Genomic DNA, 18,878 nt, shown 5'->3' on the forward strand with positions numbered 1-18,878 from the left:
TACCGAATTATTTATAACCACTTGTTTAACAAGATGTTCGACCATCGAATATCTTGACGTTTTCAGACTGCATGGCTAATTTTGTTAACCTTAATTCAGTTTATGTGAAAACTAATTTTAGCTTGCTTTTTTATCTTAAAAAGCAGAAAAACTACCATGTTGGGGATATCAGGGATAGTAGACACCGGATTTCAATCCAAAGTGTGCTCCCGGCTTTAGTCCCTGGATGTAGGGAAATCTGAATCAATCTGTCCCAAAGATAAAAGTTCATCCGAAATTTCAGCTTTCAGTTTTTAAGTGCGGCGATCCGCTCCGCGAGGTTTCCAAGATAGATTTTGGATCCCTGAATCTCCAAGAGGCCCAATAGGTATCATTCAAAAGGTGCCCAGGCACGAAAAAACAGCCCATCTAAACCAGATCACACAGAACAATCTACACTTTCTTTTTTTGCGGATTTTAAAGCATCTGTAGCGCGTTCTGTTATCGAGTTGATGAAGATTCCGGAAGCCTGAAAACGAAGTTTAAAAACGCTAAAAATCAGCCAACTGCACACTTTAAACGGTAATCAGTGCACATTTTGGAGCGAAATGAGTGGCCATTTTGGTCAGGAATGAATGGCCACTTTTCGGATAATCCCCACACATACATCATTTATTTTCGCCATTTTACCCTACTTTTCATCTCTAATCAGCAACATTTCATAATTGCTAGTATCCATCCTCCCTTTTAATTGAAATCCATCTTTAACTCCAATCAGTTGACCTTCAAAAGCTGGAAGCTTATTATCAGGATAGCGCCACTTCATAGTAATTCGTCCTTGGTTGCTTAACCGGTACCGTCCTATACGTTGCCTGCGATGATCGTTCCAACGCAAAACCACGTCATCATCTAAATCAAAGTAAACAAAAGTAAGAACGCTATCTGTCGAATATTTAGCCTTTTGGGACAATCCTTCAATTTTTAAGTCTGCTACGGCATATTTACCAGTTAGTTGAGGATGCAAATCTGGATGTCTCCTGTTAATCAGACAAAAAGCAGAAATACCCATCAATAGTAAAATCCATAACCAAGTGTAATGAAAATTTACCGATGACACATTAATCCAACAGATAGACAATAGCCGCTTACGATACAGCCACAAAAAATAAAAGATGGCAGTTAAGAGAATTGAACCATGGAGCAAAACACCCGTTGGCATTTGATAAAAAAAATCCATTAGCCAAATAAATACCAGCATCGGCAATGCTATCAAACTACCAAACAACCTAGTTTTGGGAAATAATAACAATATTGCCGAAGCCATTTGCATAAAGGCAACTACACTTGTAAAGGCGTACGAATGCTTAAAAAAGGCCCAAACCAAATCTTCGCCCGAGAATGACGAGAAGGGCGTGTCCAGCAAACCCAAAGGAACAATCATTTGAAACCCTAACAATTTCTGAAAGCCGAACATGGTCAAATCCAATGCCAGGGCAAAAGCAATAAGCTGTACCAAGCCATGCTTGTAGTCTAAATTAACTTTCTTCCTTTTTTCGCTATAGTGCCAAACAAAGGCAAATGCAATTCCTGATAACAAAAACAGGTAAGCTAGTATAAAAATTACATCTAGTGGAAGGTAATGAACAAGGTATTTAGAACCAAGCCGCCTGAAAACCGCGCCAGTGGTTAATCCAGTAATTAGGCTTGCCATTAATTTGTGGGTAAAGGAAGTCCGTGTCATCTTTTTTACTAAAAAAGATCAATAAAGCCAAAAGTGGCTCATAAAGAGTAGTTTACAAGAGTCGGAAATGTTATCGGTAACGATTTAGTAATGGTGCTAGATGCATTCATTTTCACTAAAAATCCTTGTAATTCAATCGCTAATTTACGAAAATATTAGTGCATTATGTATGGTTCACTGTTTTTCTTCTTGTTCATCCATTTTCTTGATTAAGGACTCCCTTAACGTATCTAAGAATTTGGTTCGGCTCATTTTTCGATTTCGTAATTCTAGATAGGTATGATAAAAATCGCCTAATTCAATATTAAAAACGCTTTCAAAATATTTTGCAATTAGTTTAACATCCGCATTACCATTATCAAAAACTCCTTGATAGTGTAGTGCATATATCAATTCTATCAATGATGTCTTACTTGCTGTCCAGTTTAAACTTGTTTGAATAGTTGAAGGTTTATTAATTTTATGCAAGCACGCCAGTTGATCTTCAATATACACTTGTATTAAATCATTGGCTAATATTTTTGCTACTTTATAATCATGAGAAGTTGAAAAACTATGGTCGGATTCAAAATAGTACGTGTCAAGGCTTAATTTTATATCGTGCTTTCCTCTTAGAAAGTACTTGTTATCTAAATAACTGCTGTCCGTTCTAAAATATTTATAGAACTCCAGATTGTTATCGAAGAACTTCCTTAATCTTATCTGCTCATTGGTAAGATACTTTTTGATGGATTTGAAACCGCCATATGGCTTTTTTGTTTCAATCTTAAAGACGGCATTATAGTATATCAATTTTGAAAGTATGCTTGGCTTTAGTTTTTTAAAGAAGTGTATTTCATCTTTCTCTTCAATAAAACCTTTTTCCAGAACATAAAGCTTGATGTCCTTAAGATAACTAAGTATGAGGTTAACAGCCATTTCTGATAGCTGAATAGGCTCATCAAATTCGATCTTAAGTTCTTCTAGTCTACTATCAAGTTCTCGAAGTTTATCTTTGTAAAATTTATGCATTAGAAAAATATGTGGAAGTTTCCACGACGAGCTTCAGATCATGTCAGCTCAGAGACGTTGAAAATTACTGATTAATATTAAATATATTGAGTGTAAAATAGAAAGTACTTCCTGCACCGTACTCACTCTCGACCCATATTTTACCTCCCTGAGCCTCAATAAACTCTTTGCTTATACTCAGTCCTAAGCCGGTTCCTTCTTTTTTAGTGCCGGGAATACGGAAGTATCGTTCAAAAATCTTACTGAGGAACTGGGGCTGTATACCTTGCCCCGTGTCTGTTACAGAAAATTGAATTACATTTTCTACCTTTTCTGTTATTACATGAATCGTCGAATTTTCGTAGGAATATCTAACTGCATTAGAGATTAAGTTAGTCAGCACCCATGCCGTTTTTTCGCTATCCGCTGCAACAAGATCATCGTCCTCTAAACTGATTTCAATGTTTATGTTTTTATGTTCAGCAGCTGATTTATTTGCATTTACAGCATAATCAACCATAGGTCTTATTTCAGAAGCAATAAGATTTATCTGAATAGCCCCACTTTCTACCTGTGTGATGTTTAACAATTCTCCGGTAATTCGTAAAAGTCTCTCAGCATCATCTTTAATCCCTTTTATCAATGTTATCTGCTCTTCATTTAAGCTCCCTACCTGATTGTTTTCTAGCAGTTGAATACCCATTTGGATAGATGAAATGGGTGTTTTAAATTCATGGGAAACCGTTCCCATAAAATTGGTTTTTGCTAAATCCAGCTCTTTAAATGGTGTAATATTTCTCAATAGAATAACCTGACCGATAAATTCACTATCTGCTTCTCCGGTAGGAACGATGTTGATGTCCACAACCTCTTTTTCAAAGTAGCTTTCCTTTCTGTCTGCGTAAATTTTTAATTGTTCGGATTTTACATTTTCAGGTTTCGGAATAAAAATATCCTTGATAATATTTCTAATTAAATCATTGGTAACGGCTATATCCTGTATTTGTTTACCAATAAATTCGTCTTTTCTTAAACCGCAAATATTCAATGCTTCTTCATTAGCAAAAAGAACTTTTTTATTTTCATCGATACCAATAACCGGATCATGCAGGTTATCAATCAGAGTTTCAATGCGTTTTTTACCTTTTAGGATTTTATCCAATTTACTCTCGGAATATTCTTCCAGTTTCTCAGCCATTGTGTTGAATGATTTTGCCAAGTCACCAAATTCATTATGTCCTTCAAAATGTACCCTCTTTCTATAGTTCTGTCCTGCTATTTCTTTTATACTATCGGTTAACTCCTTAATAGGATTGGCTATACTAGAAGGTAAATTGACCAGTAAAATAAATGCAATCATGAAACATAGTGAGCCTGTAACTGAAATAATGACAATTGCGTTTTGAGCCGTATCATCGGCAATGTCACTTTTCCGGTTAATAGCTTCCATATTCAAGCGCATTAGTTCCGTAATATCTTTCCGAATGTTGGATATCAAAGAGGAATCCTCGGGCTGTATCTTTAGCTGCTTAAAATGTTTAATGATTAGGTTGGTGGCCTCTACTTCTCCTATCTCGGTTACATTCTTCTGTTGCAGATCCAGATTCTTTTGAAAGGTGTCCAAAGCAGATTTGTCTATTGCTAAATCTTCCAAAGACAATAGCATATTTCTGGAATATTGCAAGGTATTGTAATTGGCAACAAGGATATTATTCGTATCTTTTTTGAGTTGGTTTACATACCAGCCACTAACAACAGCTAATGCCAATATGAGTAAGAACAGAGCACCAACTCCAACCGTTAATTTTGCTTTTATTTTCATCTTACGATAGTATTACGAGATCTATATTTTCATGTGACAACTTGTTCAGCAAAGCATTAAAAGTATCAGTCGCTAAAATGATTTTTGCCAATGTGATATGTGGTTTGCCAATGCATACCGTCGTTATCTTACGGTCTTCACATTCTTTAATAATCGCTTTCGTTGTATTCTTTGATTTAACCTTTATAATTTCAGCCCCCAGCTCAGTCGCCAATTTGAAATTATTAATCAAGTGTCTTTGTTTATCCAATGCGATTTTATCGGCACTTTCTCTAGGGGTCTGTACATACATCACATACCATTTGCTGTTATAATAATTTGCTAAACGTGCGGTCTTTCGTATAACGTTTTTCGCTGTTTTTTCATTAGAGCTGATACAGGCTAAAAAGCGTTCTTTCTTAATATTTCTTGTCAGTACGACTTCTGTCTCTACTTTTCGCTGAACTTGTGAAGCCACTTCTTTTAAAGCTAGTTCTCGAAGCTGTAGGATGTGCTCACTCTTAAAAAAATTACCCAGAGCCGCTGCTATTTTAGAACTTTCATAAATTTTACCTTCCTTCAGACGATCGATCAGATCCTCTGCCGTGAGGTCAATATTGACTACCTCATCCGCTTGGGCTACAACACTGTCCGGCACACGTTCCTGAACATCTATCCCTGTAATATCCCGTACTTCTTCATTCAGGCTTTCAATATGCTGGATATTGACGGCACTGATCACATTGATACCTGCGTCTAAAATATCCAGGACATCCTGCCAACGTTTTTCATTGTTGCTTCCTTCTATGTTGGTATGAGCGAGTTCATCTACAATGACCACTTCCGGTCGCAGATTGATAATGGCCTGCAAGTCCATTTCTTCTAATTCTTTACCCTTATAAAAAAGCTTACGTCTTGGTATTAATGGAAGCCCATCCAGCAGAGCATGTGTTTCAGGTCTTTTGTGTGTTTCAACATAACCGATTTTTACATCAATGCCATTGCGCAAGAGTGTATGAGCCTCTTGCAGCATACGGTACGTTTTACCTACACCGGCACTCATCCCGATGTAGAGCTTAAATTTTCCTCTTCGCGATTTTTGGATCAGATCCAAAAAATGTTCGGCATTTTTTCTTTCGTCCATAATTATTGTTTATTAGCCCGACCGATAGCTTTACCTTCGATTATATCTATCGCATTGTTTATTCCATTTTCCATGGATAGGTGTTTCGCAAATAATTCAGCATTCACATACAGGTCGTTATTATTAAACAATCCACGGACACTTTTAAGAAAATTATCAGGTGTAATTTTTTTTAAAGGTAGTGGATATTGAGCTACACCCTTATCATACGCAATTTTACCCCAAAAAAACTGGTCGCCTAAAGGATGTAATACCGGGCAGGTTAAAAAGGGTTTGCCCGCTTTAAGGCAAGCAGCAATTGTTCCGATACCACCATGATGTATAACAGCTCTAACGAGCGGAAACAATTTATCATAAGGAGCGGAATCTATTACTTTTATTCCCCTGTTGAAATTAGATATTTCCGCATCTGAAATTCCCCAACCCTTCACGACGATTATTCTGGTGTCTAAGTCTTCACTTATCATATTGACAAGGTTAGGAATATTGATTTTTTTGCTAAAGGGCATACTTCCGAATGTTATCAGCAAGGGTGGATTACCATTGGCAAGGAATTCGGTTAAGTCCTGACCTAGTTCAGAAGAAGAATCAGTCGACCAAAAGCCTGTAAAAAAGCTATTCCTTGGGAAATCATCCGGCTTTCTTAAAACTAGCTCGCTTATACCATATATTGACATCAGGTCCGGCTTCCTGAACTTATTGGGAAGTCCAACGGTTTGCCGAAACTCCTGAATAGGCTTTTTCCACATCCTTAGCCCTAATTCTGTCAGTTTAAATGTTAGTTTGTTTAAGAAGGAAGGCAGCGATAATGCACTGAAAACGGGATTGGGAAATGCCGAAGTTGGCTGACTGGCAGGAACCACATTGGCGATGATCATTTTCTCAGGAAATTGATCTGCAAAGCTGTCTGCCAGTGTCTTGATGTGAAACAAAACCTTGTCACTGTTTTTGGACAAATCGAAAAAAGTTCTCAGCGCATCTTGTACCAGTGGAGCCATCATCTTTTTAAGGTTATTCGCTGAACGAATCGCATTTAAAGGGTTTTTCATCAAATCGCCTGCTTCTTTTGAATTAACTAATTCTTGGAAGTCCAAATCAACTGGAACAAAATCGAGTTCATACGATTCCACAAGGTTCTGAAAGTTTTTCGCTGTGGATAATACGACGTCATGCCCCTTGTCTTTAAGCGCTTTTCCTAATACAGCGTAAGGCTGCACATCTCCTCTTGTTCCTAATGTCAATATGGCTATCCTCATTGTTTGCTATTATTACGTAAAGATATTAATTATTGAAGGGTGGTATTGATTAAATACCACCCTTTTATCACTAAAAACGTATCGCAAGCGATGTAACCGCCATCACATTATCTTTCTTCATTTGTTCATCTCTATTCAGGAATACAGCATCCTTACTGTTCAGGCTTTTCACTTCGGTACGCCAAACCAGATTAGGCAAGATTTGGTAATCTACATTGATCGAAGCTCCAAAAGTCTGAAATCCATTTTCTGTACCGGAACCGATGATAACTCCATTCTTATCTTGATAATATTCTCCTCTGGCAGCAATACTTACTTTTTCAGTAGGGCTGTATTTTGCAATCAGTACGGGTGTGTACCATGTATCATAGTCATCACTTGACTTTTCTTTCTGCTGTGCACCAATATCAAATCCGGCAATCAGGGCAAATTGATTGCTGATCTGAAACTGTCCGTACAGATTGTGGAAATAACGCATTCTACGTTCATCATCCGGAAAATCGTTGCCTATAAAGGAACTGCTGTTCAAGGTGATCCTGTCTGATGGTTTGAAAGTTAACTGATGTCCGAAGGCGGGCGTTGTATTGCCTTCTACACGTTGAATGCGTTGCCAGCTGTTTAATATCAGTACCGCCATATTCCACTTGCCGTTGTCGGTTGCATAGGACAATTTGGCCCCTGTTTCGAAATAAGGTGAATTGTCGGCCATCATACTTCTCGTCAATGTAAAGCAATCTGCTCCGATAGCACTTTCAAAACCTATATGCGACGGTAGAATACCGGCATCTATCCAAAGATTTTTGGTTTTCGATACCTTTACACCCACGTTAGCTTCGTAGATGTTTTTAAGCACACCTTCTTCAGCGGCATAGTTGGCATTCATATAGGAACCCACTCCAAGAACCAGATTAGCCCGCATACGGTCTGTTTCATAAGCGGCTTTTATGAAACCTAAGTTTAAGCTCACTTCATTGTTACGGTTATGGCTGTACACAAATCCGGGTCTCGTGTTCGACTTTGGATTATTGAAATCCTGTTGGTAATAAACTTCTGCATATCCGCTGATGGTCAACGGTTTTTTTTCTGTTTCCTGAGCACATACACTTCCTGTTGCTCCCAGCAGGATCGCTGAGAACATAATTATTTTTTTCATTTTTGAATTATTAAAATTTAAACTGTTTTATTGAATTCCTCTCACGCCCTATATTTAAAATGGCTACACATACATTTGAATTAACGGCTTGAAAAGACTGAGGTTGCTTATTTGAGTTCGTCCAATGCAATATTTAGTTTCAGTACATTGATCTTTTCTGGACCAAAAATGCCCCATAAAGGTTTTTCAGTCTGCTGATCAATTAATTGATTCAACTTGACTTCATCAACACCTCTTATTTTAGCTATCCGCTTTACCTGTACTTTGGCGGCTTGAACGGAAAAGTTCGGATCCAATCCGCTTCCGCTGGCTGTCAGCAGATCAACAGGTATTTCAGATTTATCAACCTCCGGGTTGTGTACTAAAAAAGTGTCAATTCGTGCCTGAACGTCTGCTAAATATTCCTCATTGGAAGGGCCTTTGTTACTACCTCCTGAGCCGGCAGCATTGTAATCCACAGCGGATGGTCTTGACCAGAAATAATTGTCGTCTGTAAAAGACTGGCCAATATTCACATAATGCTTGTTTCCGTTGTGTTCAATAATTTCTCCTTTTCCAGCATTGGGAGCAAACTGTGCGATACCCCAGACTGCAAGTGGGTAGATGACTGTAAAAAACAGAATCATAACAGCAGTCAATTTTATAGCGGGCAAAATATGTTTTTTCATTACTATTATTTTTTATAATTGATTAAAAGAAAACCGAGATAAGCATATCTATCAGCTTGATTCCAGCAAAAGGTATCAGTACGCCACCTAAACCATAAATGAACAGGTTTCTTCTAAGTAATGCACTTGCTCCAATAGGTTTGTAAGCTACACCTTTCAATGCCAATGGAATCAACATCGGAATGATGATTGCATTGAAAATTACAGCTGATAATATGGCACTCTCCGGACTGTGTAAATTCATAATATTAAGCCCTTGTAATGCAGGAATCGCTGTGATAAACAGGGCAGGAATGATGGCAAAATACTTAGCCACATCATTGGCAATACTGAATGTAGTCAATGTACCACGGGTCATCAGCAATTGTTTTCCGATTTCCACCACTTCAATCAATTTGGTAGGATCGTTGTCCAGATCCACCATATTACCCGCTTCCTTCGCTGCCTGTGTGCCAGAATTCATAGCAACGCCTACATCAGCCTGAGCCAGCGCCGGAGCATCGTTGGTTCCGTCCCCCATCATAGCTACCAATCGACCTTCTGATTGCTCTTTTTTGATGTAATTCATCTTGTCCTCGGGCTTTGCTTCAGCAATGAAGTCATCGACACCCGCTTTCTCTGCTATAAATTTTGCAGTTAAAGGATTGTCTCCGGTTACCATCACGGTTTTAATACCCATTTTACGCAGACGTTCAAAACGTTCCTGGATACCGGGTTTGATGATGTCCTGTAATTCGATCACTCCTAAAGCGACTTCGTTCTCTGATACGACCAGCGGTGTACCACCATTAGATGAGATAGCTTTAACTTTTTCCTCAACTTCTTTTGGAAACGTATTGCCTGCTCGTGTAACCATGCTTTTAATGGCATCCGTTGCACCTTTTCGGATACGTGTGCCTTCATAGTCTACACCTGAACTCCTTGTCTCCGCCGTAAACTTGATAAACTGAGGGTTTCTTGCTTCATAGCTTAATGGATTAACCCCGGCAAGCTCTATAATCGATTTTCCTTCCGGTGTTTCATCCGCCATGGAGCTCAATACCGCAGCTTTTATTAATCTTTTCTCATCAATACCATTGGCGGCATGAAAATGGGTTGCTTTACGGTTACCAATGGTAATAGTTCCTGTTTTATCCAATAGCAAAACATCAATGTCACCAGCGGTTTCAACCGCTTTGCCACTTTTGGTAATCACATTGGCTCTCAGGGCTCTATCCATTCCGGCAATCCCAATGGCTGATAATAAGCCTCCAATGGTGGTGGGGATCAGACAGACAAACAGGGAAATAAACGATGCAATGGTAATTCCCACATTGGCGTAATCAGCAAATGGTTTGAGTGTCACACAGACGATGATAAATACCAATGTAAACCCTGCCAATAAAATCGTTAAAGCGATTTCATTGGGTGTTTTTTGTCGCGCAGCACCTTCTACCAACGCAATCATTTTGTCCAGGAAGCTTTCACCAGGCTGCGTTGTCACCTGCACCACGATTTTATCCGACAAAACTTTGGTACCACCCGTTACGGAGCTTTTATCACCACCCGCTTCACGGATTACAGGAGCAGACTCTCCGGTAATGGCACTTTCATCAATGGTAGCCAAACCTTCAATAATTTCTCCATCGGTTGGGATTATGTCGCCTGCTTCACAGATGAAAATATCGCCTTTTTGCAATTGCGCAGACGAGATGGTTTTTCCGTTTTTCAATCTTGCAGGAGTTTCCTCTCTCGTCTTACGCAGACTATCAGCCTGTGCCTTACCTCTTGCTTCGGCAATAGCTTCCGCAAAGTTGGCAAACAATAATGTCAATAACAGGATGATGAAAACCGTAAAATTATAGCCAAAACTTCCTTGTCCCTGAGCTCCTGCCAATGTCCAGAGGCTCACGGCTAACATGACCAAGGTACCGATCCATACAGTAAACATGACCGGATTACGGAACATGGTTTTCGGATTGAGTTTCACAAAAGATTGCTTCAATGCTTCCTGAACCATATCTTTTTGAAACAATGATGTATTGTTGTTCATTTCTAAATTCTTTAATCAGTTTAATAAAGTGAGAAGTATTCTGCAATTGGGCCTAATGCCAAAACCGGGAAGAATGCCAACGCAGCTACAATAGCGATTACGGCGAACACCATCAGTCCGAAAGTGGCTGTATCGGTCTTCAATGTTCCGTCACCTTCCGGTACAAATTTCTTTTGTGCCAATAAGCCTGCAATTGCAACGGGACCTATGATCGGTAAGAATCTGGAAAGGATTAGTACAAATCCAGTACTGATATTCCACCAAGGTGTATTATCACCCAGCCCTTCAAACCCGCTACCGTTGTTGGCAGATGATGAGGTATATTCATAAAGCATTTCGCTAAGTCCATGAAATCCTGGATTATTGAGAGAGTCAGCCGTATACTGTGGTAAAGCTGCTGCCAGTGCTGTTCCGACAAGTATCAGGAACGGATGTAACAGGGCGATAATCATGGCGATTTTCATTTCTCTCGCTTCTACTTTTTTACCCAGGAACTCGGGCGTTCTTCCCACCATCAATCCACTGATAAATACAGCCAGTATGATGAAAATAAAGAAGTTCAATAAACCAACGCCGACACCGCCGTAGAATGCATTGATCATCATGGCCAGTAATTCATTCATCCCGGATAACGCCATCGAACTATCATGCATGGAGTTCACTGAACCCGTAGAGATCACGGTGGTTACGATACTCCAAAATCCGGAAGCAGGTGCTCCTAATCGGATTTCTTTCCCTTCCATTGCTCCCAATGAATTATCGATACCCATAGCTGCTATAGCAGGGTTTCCGTTCATCTCCATATTGATATTTGGAATAGTCAGCATTAGAAAACCTACCGTCATTACGCCGAATATCATCCACGAGAGTTTTCTTCTTCTGATAAAATAGCCGAAAGCAAAAATCATAGCCAAAGGCACGATCAGCTGGGCAACCATTTCTACCATATTGGATAAATAGGATGGGTTTTCAAAAGGGTGAGCAGAGTTTACACCAAAGAATCCACCACCGTTAGTTCCTACGTGTTTAATGGGTACAAAAGCAGCTGCTGGCCCTCTTGACACCTCTACAGAATCTCCCTGTAAAGTAGTGATGGTATCTTTTCCCTCAAAAGTCATCGGCGTGCCTTCAAACGCCAATATGATGGCTACTACAAATGATATGGGTAGTAAAATACGGGTACATGATTTTACAAAATTGCTGTAGAAGTTTCCCAAGGTATCGGCGGTTTTATCCCTGAATGCCCTGAATAATACTACTGCGGCTGCCATACCAGTTCCTGCACTTACAAACTGTAAAAACATCAGCCAGTACTGTCCCAGATAGCTTAACCCAGACTCCCCCGAATAGTGCTGTAGATTACAGTTTACCACAAATGATATGACAGTATTAAATGCAAGGTCTGCCGACATACTCGGGTTTTTATCCGGGTTCAAAGGAAGATTTCCCTGATTCATCAAAACAACCATTCCTAATAGGAACCAGACCATATTGATCGAGATCATCACGACCATCTGCTGTTTCCAGTTCATCTCTGTATGTGGATTGATACCACTGATTTTGTAAAAGATCCGTTCTATTGGATTAAAAATCGGATCGAGCAGCGTTTTTTCGCCGCCATAGACTTTTGCGATGTATTTACCCAGCGGTATTGCCAGCAATATCGACAAGGTAAACATTACGATTATTCCTAAAATTTCTGTGTTCATTTTTATTAATTAAATATGGTTTTAAACATCCACCCAAGCAGCTTGACGAATGCCAATACGATCAGGAATATCAAGGCAATTCGGGCTACATCTTTCATTTCATTGATTATCTTTTTCATAGCAATATTTGAATTTTTAGAAACGCCAAATAGATAATAGAAATAAAGAACAGCACCCAGAATATAATGGATATCCATACCTTGATCTTCACCTTTGTATTTTTCTTCATCTACTGAAACGGTTTAAAATTTTTCCGGTTTAAGCAATACGTAGCAGATGTAAGCAAATACACCTATGGCTACTATAAATAATGCGGTCATAGACTTGTTTTTTGTATTAAATAATTTGTATGCTGAAACTGATAAACATGTTTCAGGTTATTAGGGATAAGTTGATACACGTATATCCATTGTTCTGCTGTACAACGCCTTTTCATTCCTTCAAAAGAGCGGACAAAAAGATTCTCAATAATATACCTTACGTATTCATTTCCTCTTTTATGGAGCCAACCGATAAACTTAATTCTCACCCCAATTTTCTCTATCTGTCCCTTGGAGAGTAGAAGATTGATATGGTTAACGATTGCCTGAAATATGCCTGCAAAGTTTCTTTTCGAGGATAATTCGGTGATTTCTTCTTGAATTTCCCCATAATGCTGAGCCAGATAAACACTGGCTGCATTTTCGTTTATTTCATTCATTGTTCTGATTGTTTTTTATTTGCTGAAAAACATCCCATAGAAAATGCAGAAGACAATAAATGCTAAAAGTATTTTTGCCAATATATCTGTAACTATTTCTCTGTTTGATTTTCGTTCTTTTTTCATCTGCTGATTAATTGAAAGAATAAGAAGAAAAAGACAAAGCCAATTAAAAGACCTGCAAACCCACCAAGCTTTACAGAGGCTGCAAACAGGAGAAATAATAATATTGCTAATGCTGCCTTTTTTATTTTAGAAGACCACTGTTCTTTCTCTTTTGAAACTTTCATGTTTACTTAGTTTTCCAAAATGGTTTTGATATATCCTTTTCGCAATTCGATCGGAAATAAATCCAGGTGTTTTTTTAGACTACCTGGGCTCTCATCAAACGACAATGCTGTCAGGAACTCATTTTCAATAGCATTTCGTGTGTATTGATTTCCTCCCTGGTACAAAAGATTAATTACTTTCGCTATCTCCTGAACCCGCTCTAATTCATCCTCCAATCCCGAACAAATTTTTTGGGAACAAACTTCTGCCAATTTGTGAAGCAATAGGTAGTCTGCAATAGCGTCATCCAGATTATCCAAATCGGGAATTAGTCTTGCAGCTTCAGGAGCCCATTGTTGTATCGTATTTATTATTTTTGTTTTCATCTATTTATTTTCCTTAAAATGGTCGATGAGAGCTCAATGTATTCACATCTTTTTTCATCTTATTTTAGATTTTCTCAAAGAAGTCGATTGACTTTATGAACAGGCCGAAGCAGGCTAACCCTGCGAGTACTAAAACTGTTGTTATCATGTTATAAATTTTAAGATTATACCTCACTAATGTGCTTCATAATGGCTCCGAATATCAACATCACGATCAATGCAAAAAGCAATAAATGATATGATTTGAGCCATTTTGGAAACGACGGCGGTTCTTTTTGCTGTTTCCATTTGACATTTCTTTTTCTCATTTTTAATTTCGTTTGTATACACTATGCCAATATTCATTCCAGTGAAAACAAATACAGTATAAACAACTGTAAATAAGTTTGTTATTTAAATTCCTTTAATTCTTTCTTCCGAAAAACCTTCTCATAATGATAGGGTCATTCTCATAATGATACGACCATGTCAATTGATGATAAAAGGTATGCTGTCTTGGTGGAGCGATATTGCCTTGATTAGTAAGGAGAATCGTTTTGAATTTTATATTTTTGTACTTTATAAAATCGCAAATTGACTTTCTTCTAAGTCATTTTCAGCATAAACAAGAGGGATAATTATAAAAGATGAATAAAGTAAAAAGGACACCTATTGAAAAAATTGTATCACCTATACAGAGCTTCATTAAGAATGAAAAAGCAGGTGGAATCGTATTGGGTATTAGCGTAGTTATTGCTTTGATATTAGCAAACTCACCATTATCGGAAGAGTATCACCATATTCTAGAGCACAGGTTTGGTTTTCAATTAGACGGAAATACTTATTTTGAGTATAACCTGCATCACTGGATCAATGATGGTCTGATGGCTATATTTTTCTTTGTGGTCGGTTTGGAACTAAAAAGAGAGATTGTCGGAGGCGAGTTGTCCAACCCACGTAAAGCGCTATTACCCATTGCTGCGGCATTTGGTGGTATGGCTGTACCTGCCGCTATATATCTCTTCCTGAATCCAACAGGTGAAGTACACAGTGGTTGGGGAATACCCATGGCAACAGATATAGCATTCGCTCTAGGCGTACTTTATTTATTAGGAAACAAAATTCCGCTAACGCTCAAAGTATTTTTAACGGCTTTGGCTATTGTTGACGATTTGGGAGCCGTGCTGGTCATCGCTTTTTTCTATACATCGGACATATCCATGTTTCATTTGATCATCGGTGCTTTGGTACTGTTGACGATGTACATTGGTAATAAAATGGGCGTGCGAAGCATTTTGTTCTACGCGATTTTAGGGATAGGTGGTGTTTGGACTACATTTTTGTTGTCTGGCGTGCATGCGACAATTGCCGCAGTACTGGCTGCATTTACTATTCCGGCAGATGTGAAAATCAATGAAAAAATATTCAGCAATAATATTCAACGGTTGCTGGATAAGTTTAAAGGAATAGATCCGGACAACAGTAAACCTACGCTGACGAATGAACAGCTGCATATTCTCGAAGAAATTCAAAATAGTACGGTTGCAGCGACTCCACCATTACAACGATTGGAACATGCGATGCACCCCATGGTAACGTTTATAATCATTCCGATATTTGCACTGGCAAATGCGGGCGTTTCATTGGCTATAGATATGGAACATTTGTTCAGTACGAATGTGGCATTGGGCGTCGCCTTAGGCTTGTTGGTCGGTAAAGTAGTAGGCGTTGTCGGATTTACATGGCTTCTGGTTAAGCTTAAAGTTGCTCCTTTCCCGGAAGGGATGAATGTACGAAACCTATTTGGTGTAGGTTTGCTTGCTTCTATTGGATTTACGATGTCATTGTTTGTGACTTCATTAGCTTTTTCGCATGAAGAATATATGACACAGGCTAAAATAGGAATTTTTGCAGCATCTATTATCGGCGGTGTGTTGGGGTATTATGTACTCAGCAAACAGGCGAGAAAGAAATCTTAATATTCAATAGCAGATGAGTAATAAAATATGGGATTTTATCAACCTGCACAATGGTGAAGAAGATAAACAAAAAGTTTTAGAAAACGTAACGGCTAACATTTCCTTTCGTGGATCCAACCTTTGGATATTGGCCTGTGCCATCATTATCGCTTCTGTTGGATTGAATGTCAATTCCACAGCGGTGATTATCGGTGCGATGCTGATATCACCCTTGATGGGACCTATATTAGGGGCAGGATTTGCGTTAGGAACCTATAACTTCCTGCTGTTAAGGAAGTCAATCAAAAACCTGTTAATTGCCACAATTGTCAGCTTGCTGGTGTCGGCATTTTATTTTTATATCAGTCCGTTTAAAGACGTGCAATCTGAATTGTTGGCTCGTACTTCGCCCAACATATATGACGTGTTGATTGCTTTCTTTGGCGGTTTAGTAGGTGTTATTGCCATCACCCGGGTAGAGAAAGGAAATCCAATTCCGGGAGTTGCCATTGCAACAGCATTGATGCCGCCGTTGTGTACCGCAGGATATGGTTTGGCAACCTTTAATTTTAGTTATTTCTTTGGTGCCTTTTATCTGTACACGATCAACTGTTTCTTTATATGTATTGCCACTTTTTTGGTAATCAAGTATTTAAAATATCCTGCATCCGCAACGATCGAGCCTAAAAATGAAAAGCGTATCCGATATGGTATTACGACTTTAATGATGGTCATGATTATCCCTAGCTTTTATCTGGCTTATAATCTTTTTGAAGAGAAAAAATTCACAAAAACAGTAGAAGAGTTTATCAGTTCAGAATTTAGCAGCAGAGGTTATACCGTGATTTATAAAAAACTGAATTATAACTCCAAACCTAAAAAAGTGGATATTGCTTTCCTAGACAAAAAATTGAGCAAAGAAGAAATGGAGATGTATAACCGGCTATTGGATGAAAGAGGTATTCATAATACAACGTTGGGTTTTAGACAGGACGATGCAGATCTCAAATCTGAAATTCTCAGTGAATTGAATAAGCAGGATGCTTCTTTATCTGAAAAAGATGTTACCATCAATAATTTGAGGCAGGAATTGAATAGATATAAAGTAAGCGAACCTGGTTTAGTGAAAGAGATCAATGTCCTTTTTCCGGAACTTGAAGATGTGTCCCTCGGCAAAATAGAAAAATATACCGGGACCGACAGTGCAAGGATTGAATGGGTGGTTTTATACCATCTTGAAAAGGGAGCAAAAGAAACTGATAAAACCAAAATAAAGAAATGGCTAAATGAGCGACTTAAGGTCGATAACACACTGCTTTTGCAAGATACACAGTCAGAATAGCCGCAGAGAAAAAAATAATGAAAGATTTTTTATATGCCAGATGGGTGCAGCGACTTATTGTTGTCCTTCATTTGGTAGCACTTACAGCACTTATAGGGGATTATGGCTTTATACTAAATTCAAGCTTACAATTGGGTATCATTTCATTGTATTTGTTTGTATTGGTTATTGGTGTTTTTTATACTGTACTGAAATACTATTATCATCGGAAAGAATTCATATTAAGTGTTTTTGTTTTTGACACATTGAGTGTGTTGTTTGTGCTCTATTGTTTGTACAAGCAATTATCAACAGATGGATTATCAGACATAAGCCCTTGGATAAGGTGGGCTGTTATTTTGAAATTGGTAAGGGAATTTACTCGTCCACGAGTAAGTTATAAGCGTTCTTTACTGAATCCTGCTCAATTGTTTATCATCAGTTTTATAGGTCTGATCGTAATCGGTGCTTTACTTTTAATGCTTCCTAAAGCAACTTATGAAGGGATAAGCTTTGTAGATGCCTTGTTTACTTCCACCAGTGCCGTATGTGTTACCGGGCTTATCGTGGTAGATACGAGCAGTTATTTCACCTCTTTTGGACAAACATTAATCATGTTGCTGATACAGGCTGGTGGTTTAGGTATCCTCACATTTGCCAGCTATTTTAGTTACTTTTTCAAGGGTGGATCCACCTATGAAAATCAACTTGCATTAAGTGATATGACCAATTCTGAGAAAATTGGCGAGGTTTTTACGACGGTAAAAAGGATTTTGACCATTACATTTTTGATAGAATTTATCGGAGCAATACTCATTTTCTTGAATCTGGATAAAACTTTAATTCCATTATTTTCTGAGAGAGTATATTTCTCCGTTTTTCATTCTATTTCGGCTTTTTGCAATGCCGGTTTTTCAACATTGCCAAATGGCATGATGGAAGCTAGTTATGTATATAATTATCCGCTACAATTTATTATTGTCATCATATTTGTATTCGGAGGATTAGGATTTCCGATCGTGATCAATTCCGTACGGTATATAAAACATCTGATAGCAAGGTATATTCTTTGGTTTGTAGAAAAGAAGAACAACTACCGTCCATGGATTTTGACCTTGAGCAATAAAATAAATTTATTGACCACTTCCATCTTGATAGTTTTAGGAACCGTCATTATCTACATCAAGGAATATCACAATGTTTTGAGTAATCATGAAGGGGTCGGGAAAATTGTCACGGCACTGTTCACAGCCACTACACCCAGAACGGCAGGTTTTAATTCCATTGATTTTAGTCAGATGCACTTTTCGTCTATCATCATCATCATTTTTTTAATGTGGGTAGGTGCATCTCCTGCCTCAACCGGTGGAGGTATTAAAACGAGTACATTTGCGATTGCCACCTTAAACTATTTGAGTTTGGCAAAAGGCAAACGTAAAATCGAAATTTTCCGACGGGAAGTAGCAGACATTTCCGTACGGAGGGCTTTTGCTGTGATGAGCCTATCTTTATTGGTCATCGGTTCTAGTGTTTTCTTGATTTCTCATTACGACAATCATGTTCCTCTATTAGATATCGCATTTGAGAGCTTTTCCGCTTACAGCACCGTTGGTCTTAGTTTGGGGATAACAGGAGATTTGAGTAGCGAGAGTAAAATGGTGTTGGTGGCTACGATGTTTATTGGCAGGGTAAGTATGCTGACTATCCTTATTGCCTTTTTTAAGAAGGTGAAGCAAGGTAATTATCATTATCCATCGGATGAAATATTAATCAACTAAAAAGAAGATTTAA

Annotated in this window: 16 protein-coding genes; 3 read left to right on the forward strand and 13 right to left on the reverse strand. The window is 38.4% G+C overall.

Annotated elements, in window-relative coordinates; all coding sequences use genetic code 11:
- Positions 1-670: 670 nt before the first annotated feature.
- The 13 genes from DU508_RS03570 to DU508_RS03630 form a co-directional block, all read right to left on the reverse strand.
- A complete protein-coding gene (locus DU508_RS03570) occupies positions 671-1,690 on the reverse strand; it encodes a hypothetical protein (protein WP_115401456.1) in 1,020 nt (339 codons plus the stop codon).
- Positions 1,691-1,894: 204 nt separating this feature from the next.
- Positions 1,895-2,731: an RteC domain-containing protein gene (locus tag DU508_RS03575; RefSeq protein WP_078690926.1), complete on the reverse strand. Its 837-nt coding sequence runs from the start codon at positions 2,729-2,731 to the stop codon at positions 1,895-1,897.
- Positions 2,732-2,795: 64 nt separating this feature from the next.
- Entirely contained in the window at positions 2,796-4,364 is a 1,569-nt protein-coding gene (locus tag DU508_RS03580) for an ATP-binding protein (RefSeq protein ID WP_233509386.1), read from the reverse strand.
- A gap of 169 nt (positions 4,365-4,533) precedes the next feature.
- Complete coding sequence (locus DU508_RS03585; protein ID WP_199562634.1) at positions 4,534-5,655, reverse strand: sensor protein KdpD; 1,122 nt, start codon at positions 5,653-5,655, stop codon at positions 4,534-4,536.
- Positions 5,656-5,657: 2 nt separating this feature from the next.
- Positions 5,658-6,911, reverse strand: a complete 1,254-nt coding sequence (locus DU508_RS03590; protein WP_115401459.1) for a glycosyltransferase — start codon at positions 6,909-6,911, stop codon at positions 5,658-5,660.
- A 70-nt stretch (positions 6,912-6,981) separates the two neighbouring features.
- Positions 6,982-8,064 carry a porin gene (locus DU508_RS03595; RefSeq protein ID WP_115401460.1) on the reverse strand — a complete coding sequence of 361 codons (1,083 nt, stop codon included), beginning with the start codon at positions 8,062-8,064 and terminating at the stop codon, positions 6,982-6,984.
- A 107-nt stretch (positions 8,065-8,171) separates the two neighbouring features.
- Positions 8,172-8,732, reverse strand: a complete 561-nt coding sequence (locus DU508_RS03600) for a K(+)-transporting ATPase subunit C (RefSeq protein ID WP_115401461.1) — start codon at positions 8,730-8,732, stop codon at positions 8,172-8,174.
- Between the two features lie 22 nt (positions 8,733-8,754).
- Complete coding sequence (gene kdpB, locus DU508_RS03605; protein WP_115401462.1) at positions 8,755-10,764, reverse strand: potassium-transporting ATPase subunit KdpB; 2,010 nt, start codon at positions 10,762-10,764, stop codon at positions 8,755-8,757.
- Between the two features lie 20 nt (positions 10,765-10,784).
- The gene (gene kdpA, locus DU508_RS03610) at positions 10,785-12,473 is read right to left on the reverse strand and encodes a potassium-transporting ATPase subunit KdpA (protein ID WP_078690920.1); all 1,689 of its coding nucleotides are present in this window, start codon (positions 12,471-12,473) and stop codon (positions 10,785-10,787) included.
- Between the two features lie 242 nt (positions 12,474-12,715).
- Entirely contained in the window at positions 12,716-12,793 is a 78-nt protein-coding gene (locus DU508_RS24295) for a potassium-transporting ATPase subunit F (protein ID WP_078691099.1), read from the reverse strand.
- Positions 12,790-13,173: a DUF7674 family protein gene (locus DU508_RS03625; RefSeq protein WP_078690918.1), complete on the reverse strand. Its 384-nt coding sequence runs from the start codon at positions 13,171-13,173 to the stop codon at positions 12,790-12,792. Before DU508_RS03625 ends, DU508_RS24295 begins: the two co-directional genes overlap by 4 nt.
- 122 nt (positions 13,174-13,295) lie before the next feature.
- Positions 13,296-13,463 carry a hypothetical protein gene (locus DU508_RS23765; protein ID WP_158542122.1) on the reverse strand — a complete coding sequence of 56 codons (168 nt, stop codon included), beginning with the start codon at positions 13,461-13,463 and terminating at the stop codon, positions 13,296-13,298.
- Between the two features lie 6 nt (positions 13,464-13,469).
- A complete protein-coding gene (locus DU508_RS03630) occupies positions 13,470-13,829 on the reverse strand; it encodes a DUF7674 family protein (RefSeq protein WP_115401464.1) in 360 nt (119 codons plus the stop codon).
- Positions 13,830-14,455: 626 nt separating this feature from the next.
- Here DU508_RS03630 and nhaA point away from each other — a divergent pair.
- From nhaA to DU508_RS03645, 3 genes are read left to right on the forward strand one after another with little or no spacing between them, the layout of a single operon-like run.
- The gene (gene nhaA / locus DU508_RS03635) at positions 14,456-15,787 is read left to right on the forward strand and encodes a Na+/H+ antiporter NhaA (protein ID WP_115401465.1); all 1,332 of its coding nucleotides are present in this window, start codon (positions 14,456-14,458) and stop codon (positions 15,785-15,787) included.
- A 13-nt stretch (positions 15,788-15,800) separates the two neighbouring features.
- The gene (locus DU508_RS03640) at positions 15,801-17,108 is read left to right on the forward strand and encodes a DUF389 domain-containing protein (protein ID WP_078690915.1); all 1,308 of its coding nucleotides are present in this window, start codon (positions 15,801-15,803) and stop codon (positions 17,106-17,108) included.
- Between the two features lie 17 nt (positions 17,109-17,125).
- Positions 17,126-18,865 (forward strand): TrkH family potassium uptake protein, encoded by a 1,740-nt coding sequence (locus tag DU508_RS03645; RefSeq protein ID WP_199562635.1) that lies wholly within the window; start codon positions 17,126-17,128, stop codon positions 18,863-18,865.
- Positions 18,866-18,878: the final 13 nt, after the last annotated feature.

It is taken from the genome of Pedobacter chinensis (assembly GCF_003339865.1).
Lineage (GTDB): Bacteria > Bacteroidota > Bacteroidia > Sphingobacteriales > Sphingobacteriaceae > Pedobacter > Pedobacter chinensis.

Coding starts and splice junctions, on each gene's coding strand:
- kdpA (WP_078690920.1), bottom strand. CDS start 12,473: ATGAACACAGAAATTTTAGGAATAATCGTAATGTTTACCTTGTCGATA.
- DU508_RS03640 (WP_078690915.1), top strand. CDS start 15,801: ATGAGTAATAAAATATGGGATTTTATCAACCTGCACAATGGTGAAGAA.
- kdpB (WP_115401462.1), bottom strand. CDS start 10,764: ATGAACAACAATACATCATTGTTTCAAAAAGATATGGTTCAGGAAGCA.
- DU508_RS23765 (WP_158542122.1), bottom strand. CDS start 13,463: ATGAAAGTTTCAAAAGAGAAAGAACAGTGGTCTTCTAAAATAAAAAAG.
- DU508_RS03590 (WP_115401459.1), bottom strand. CDS start 6,911: ATGAGGATAGCCATATTGACATTAGGAACAAGAGGAGATGTGCAGCCT.
- DU508_RS03585 (WP_199562634.1), bottom strand. CDS start 5,655: ATGGACGAAAGAAAAAATGCCGAACATTTTTTGGATCTGATCCAAAAA.
- DU508_RS03625 (WP_078690918.1), bottom strand. CDS start 13,173: ATGAATGAAATAAACGAAAATGCAGCCAGTGTTTATCTGGCTCAGCAT.
- DU508_RS03645 (WP_199562635.1), top strand. CDS start 17,126: ATGAAAGATTTTTTATATGCCAGATGGGTGCAGCGACTTATTGTTGTC.
- DU508_RS03630 (WP_115401464.1), bottom strand. CDS start 13,829: ATGAAAACAAAAATAATAAATACGATACAACAATGGGCTCCTGAAGCT.
- DU508_RS03570 (WP_115401456.1), bottom strand. CDS start 1,690: ATGGCAAGCCTAATTACTGGATTAACCACTGGCGCGGTTTTCAGGCGG.
- DU508_RS03575 (WP_078690926.1), bottom strand. CDS start 2,731: ATGCATAAATTTTACAAAGATAAACTTCGAGAACTTGATAGTAGACTA.
- nhaA (WP_115401465.1), top strand. CDS start 14,456: ATGAATAAAGTAAAAAGGACACCTATTGAAAAAATTGTATCACCTATA.
- DU508_RS24295 (WP_078691099.1), bottom strand. CDS start 12,793: ATGACCGCATTATTTATAGTAGCCATAGGTGTATTTGCTTACATCTGC.
- DU508_RS03600 (WP_115401461.1), bottom strand. CDS start 8,732: ATGAAAAAACATATTTTGCCCGCTATAAAATTGACTGCTGTTATGATT.
- DU508_RS03595 (WP_115401460.1), bottom strand. CDS start 8,064: ATGAAAAAAATAATTATGTTCTCAGCGATCCTGCTGGGAGCAACAGGA.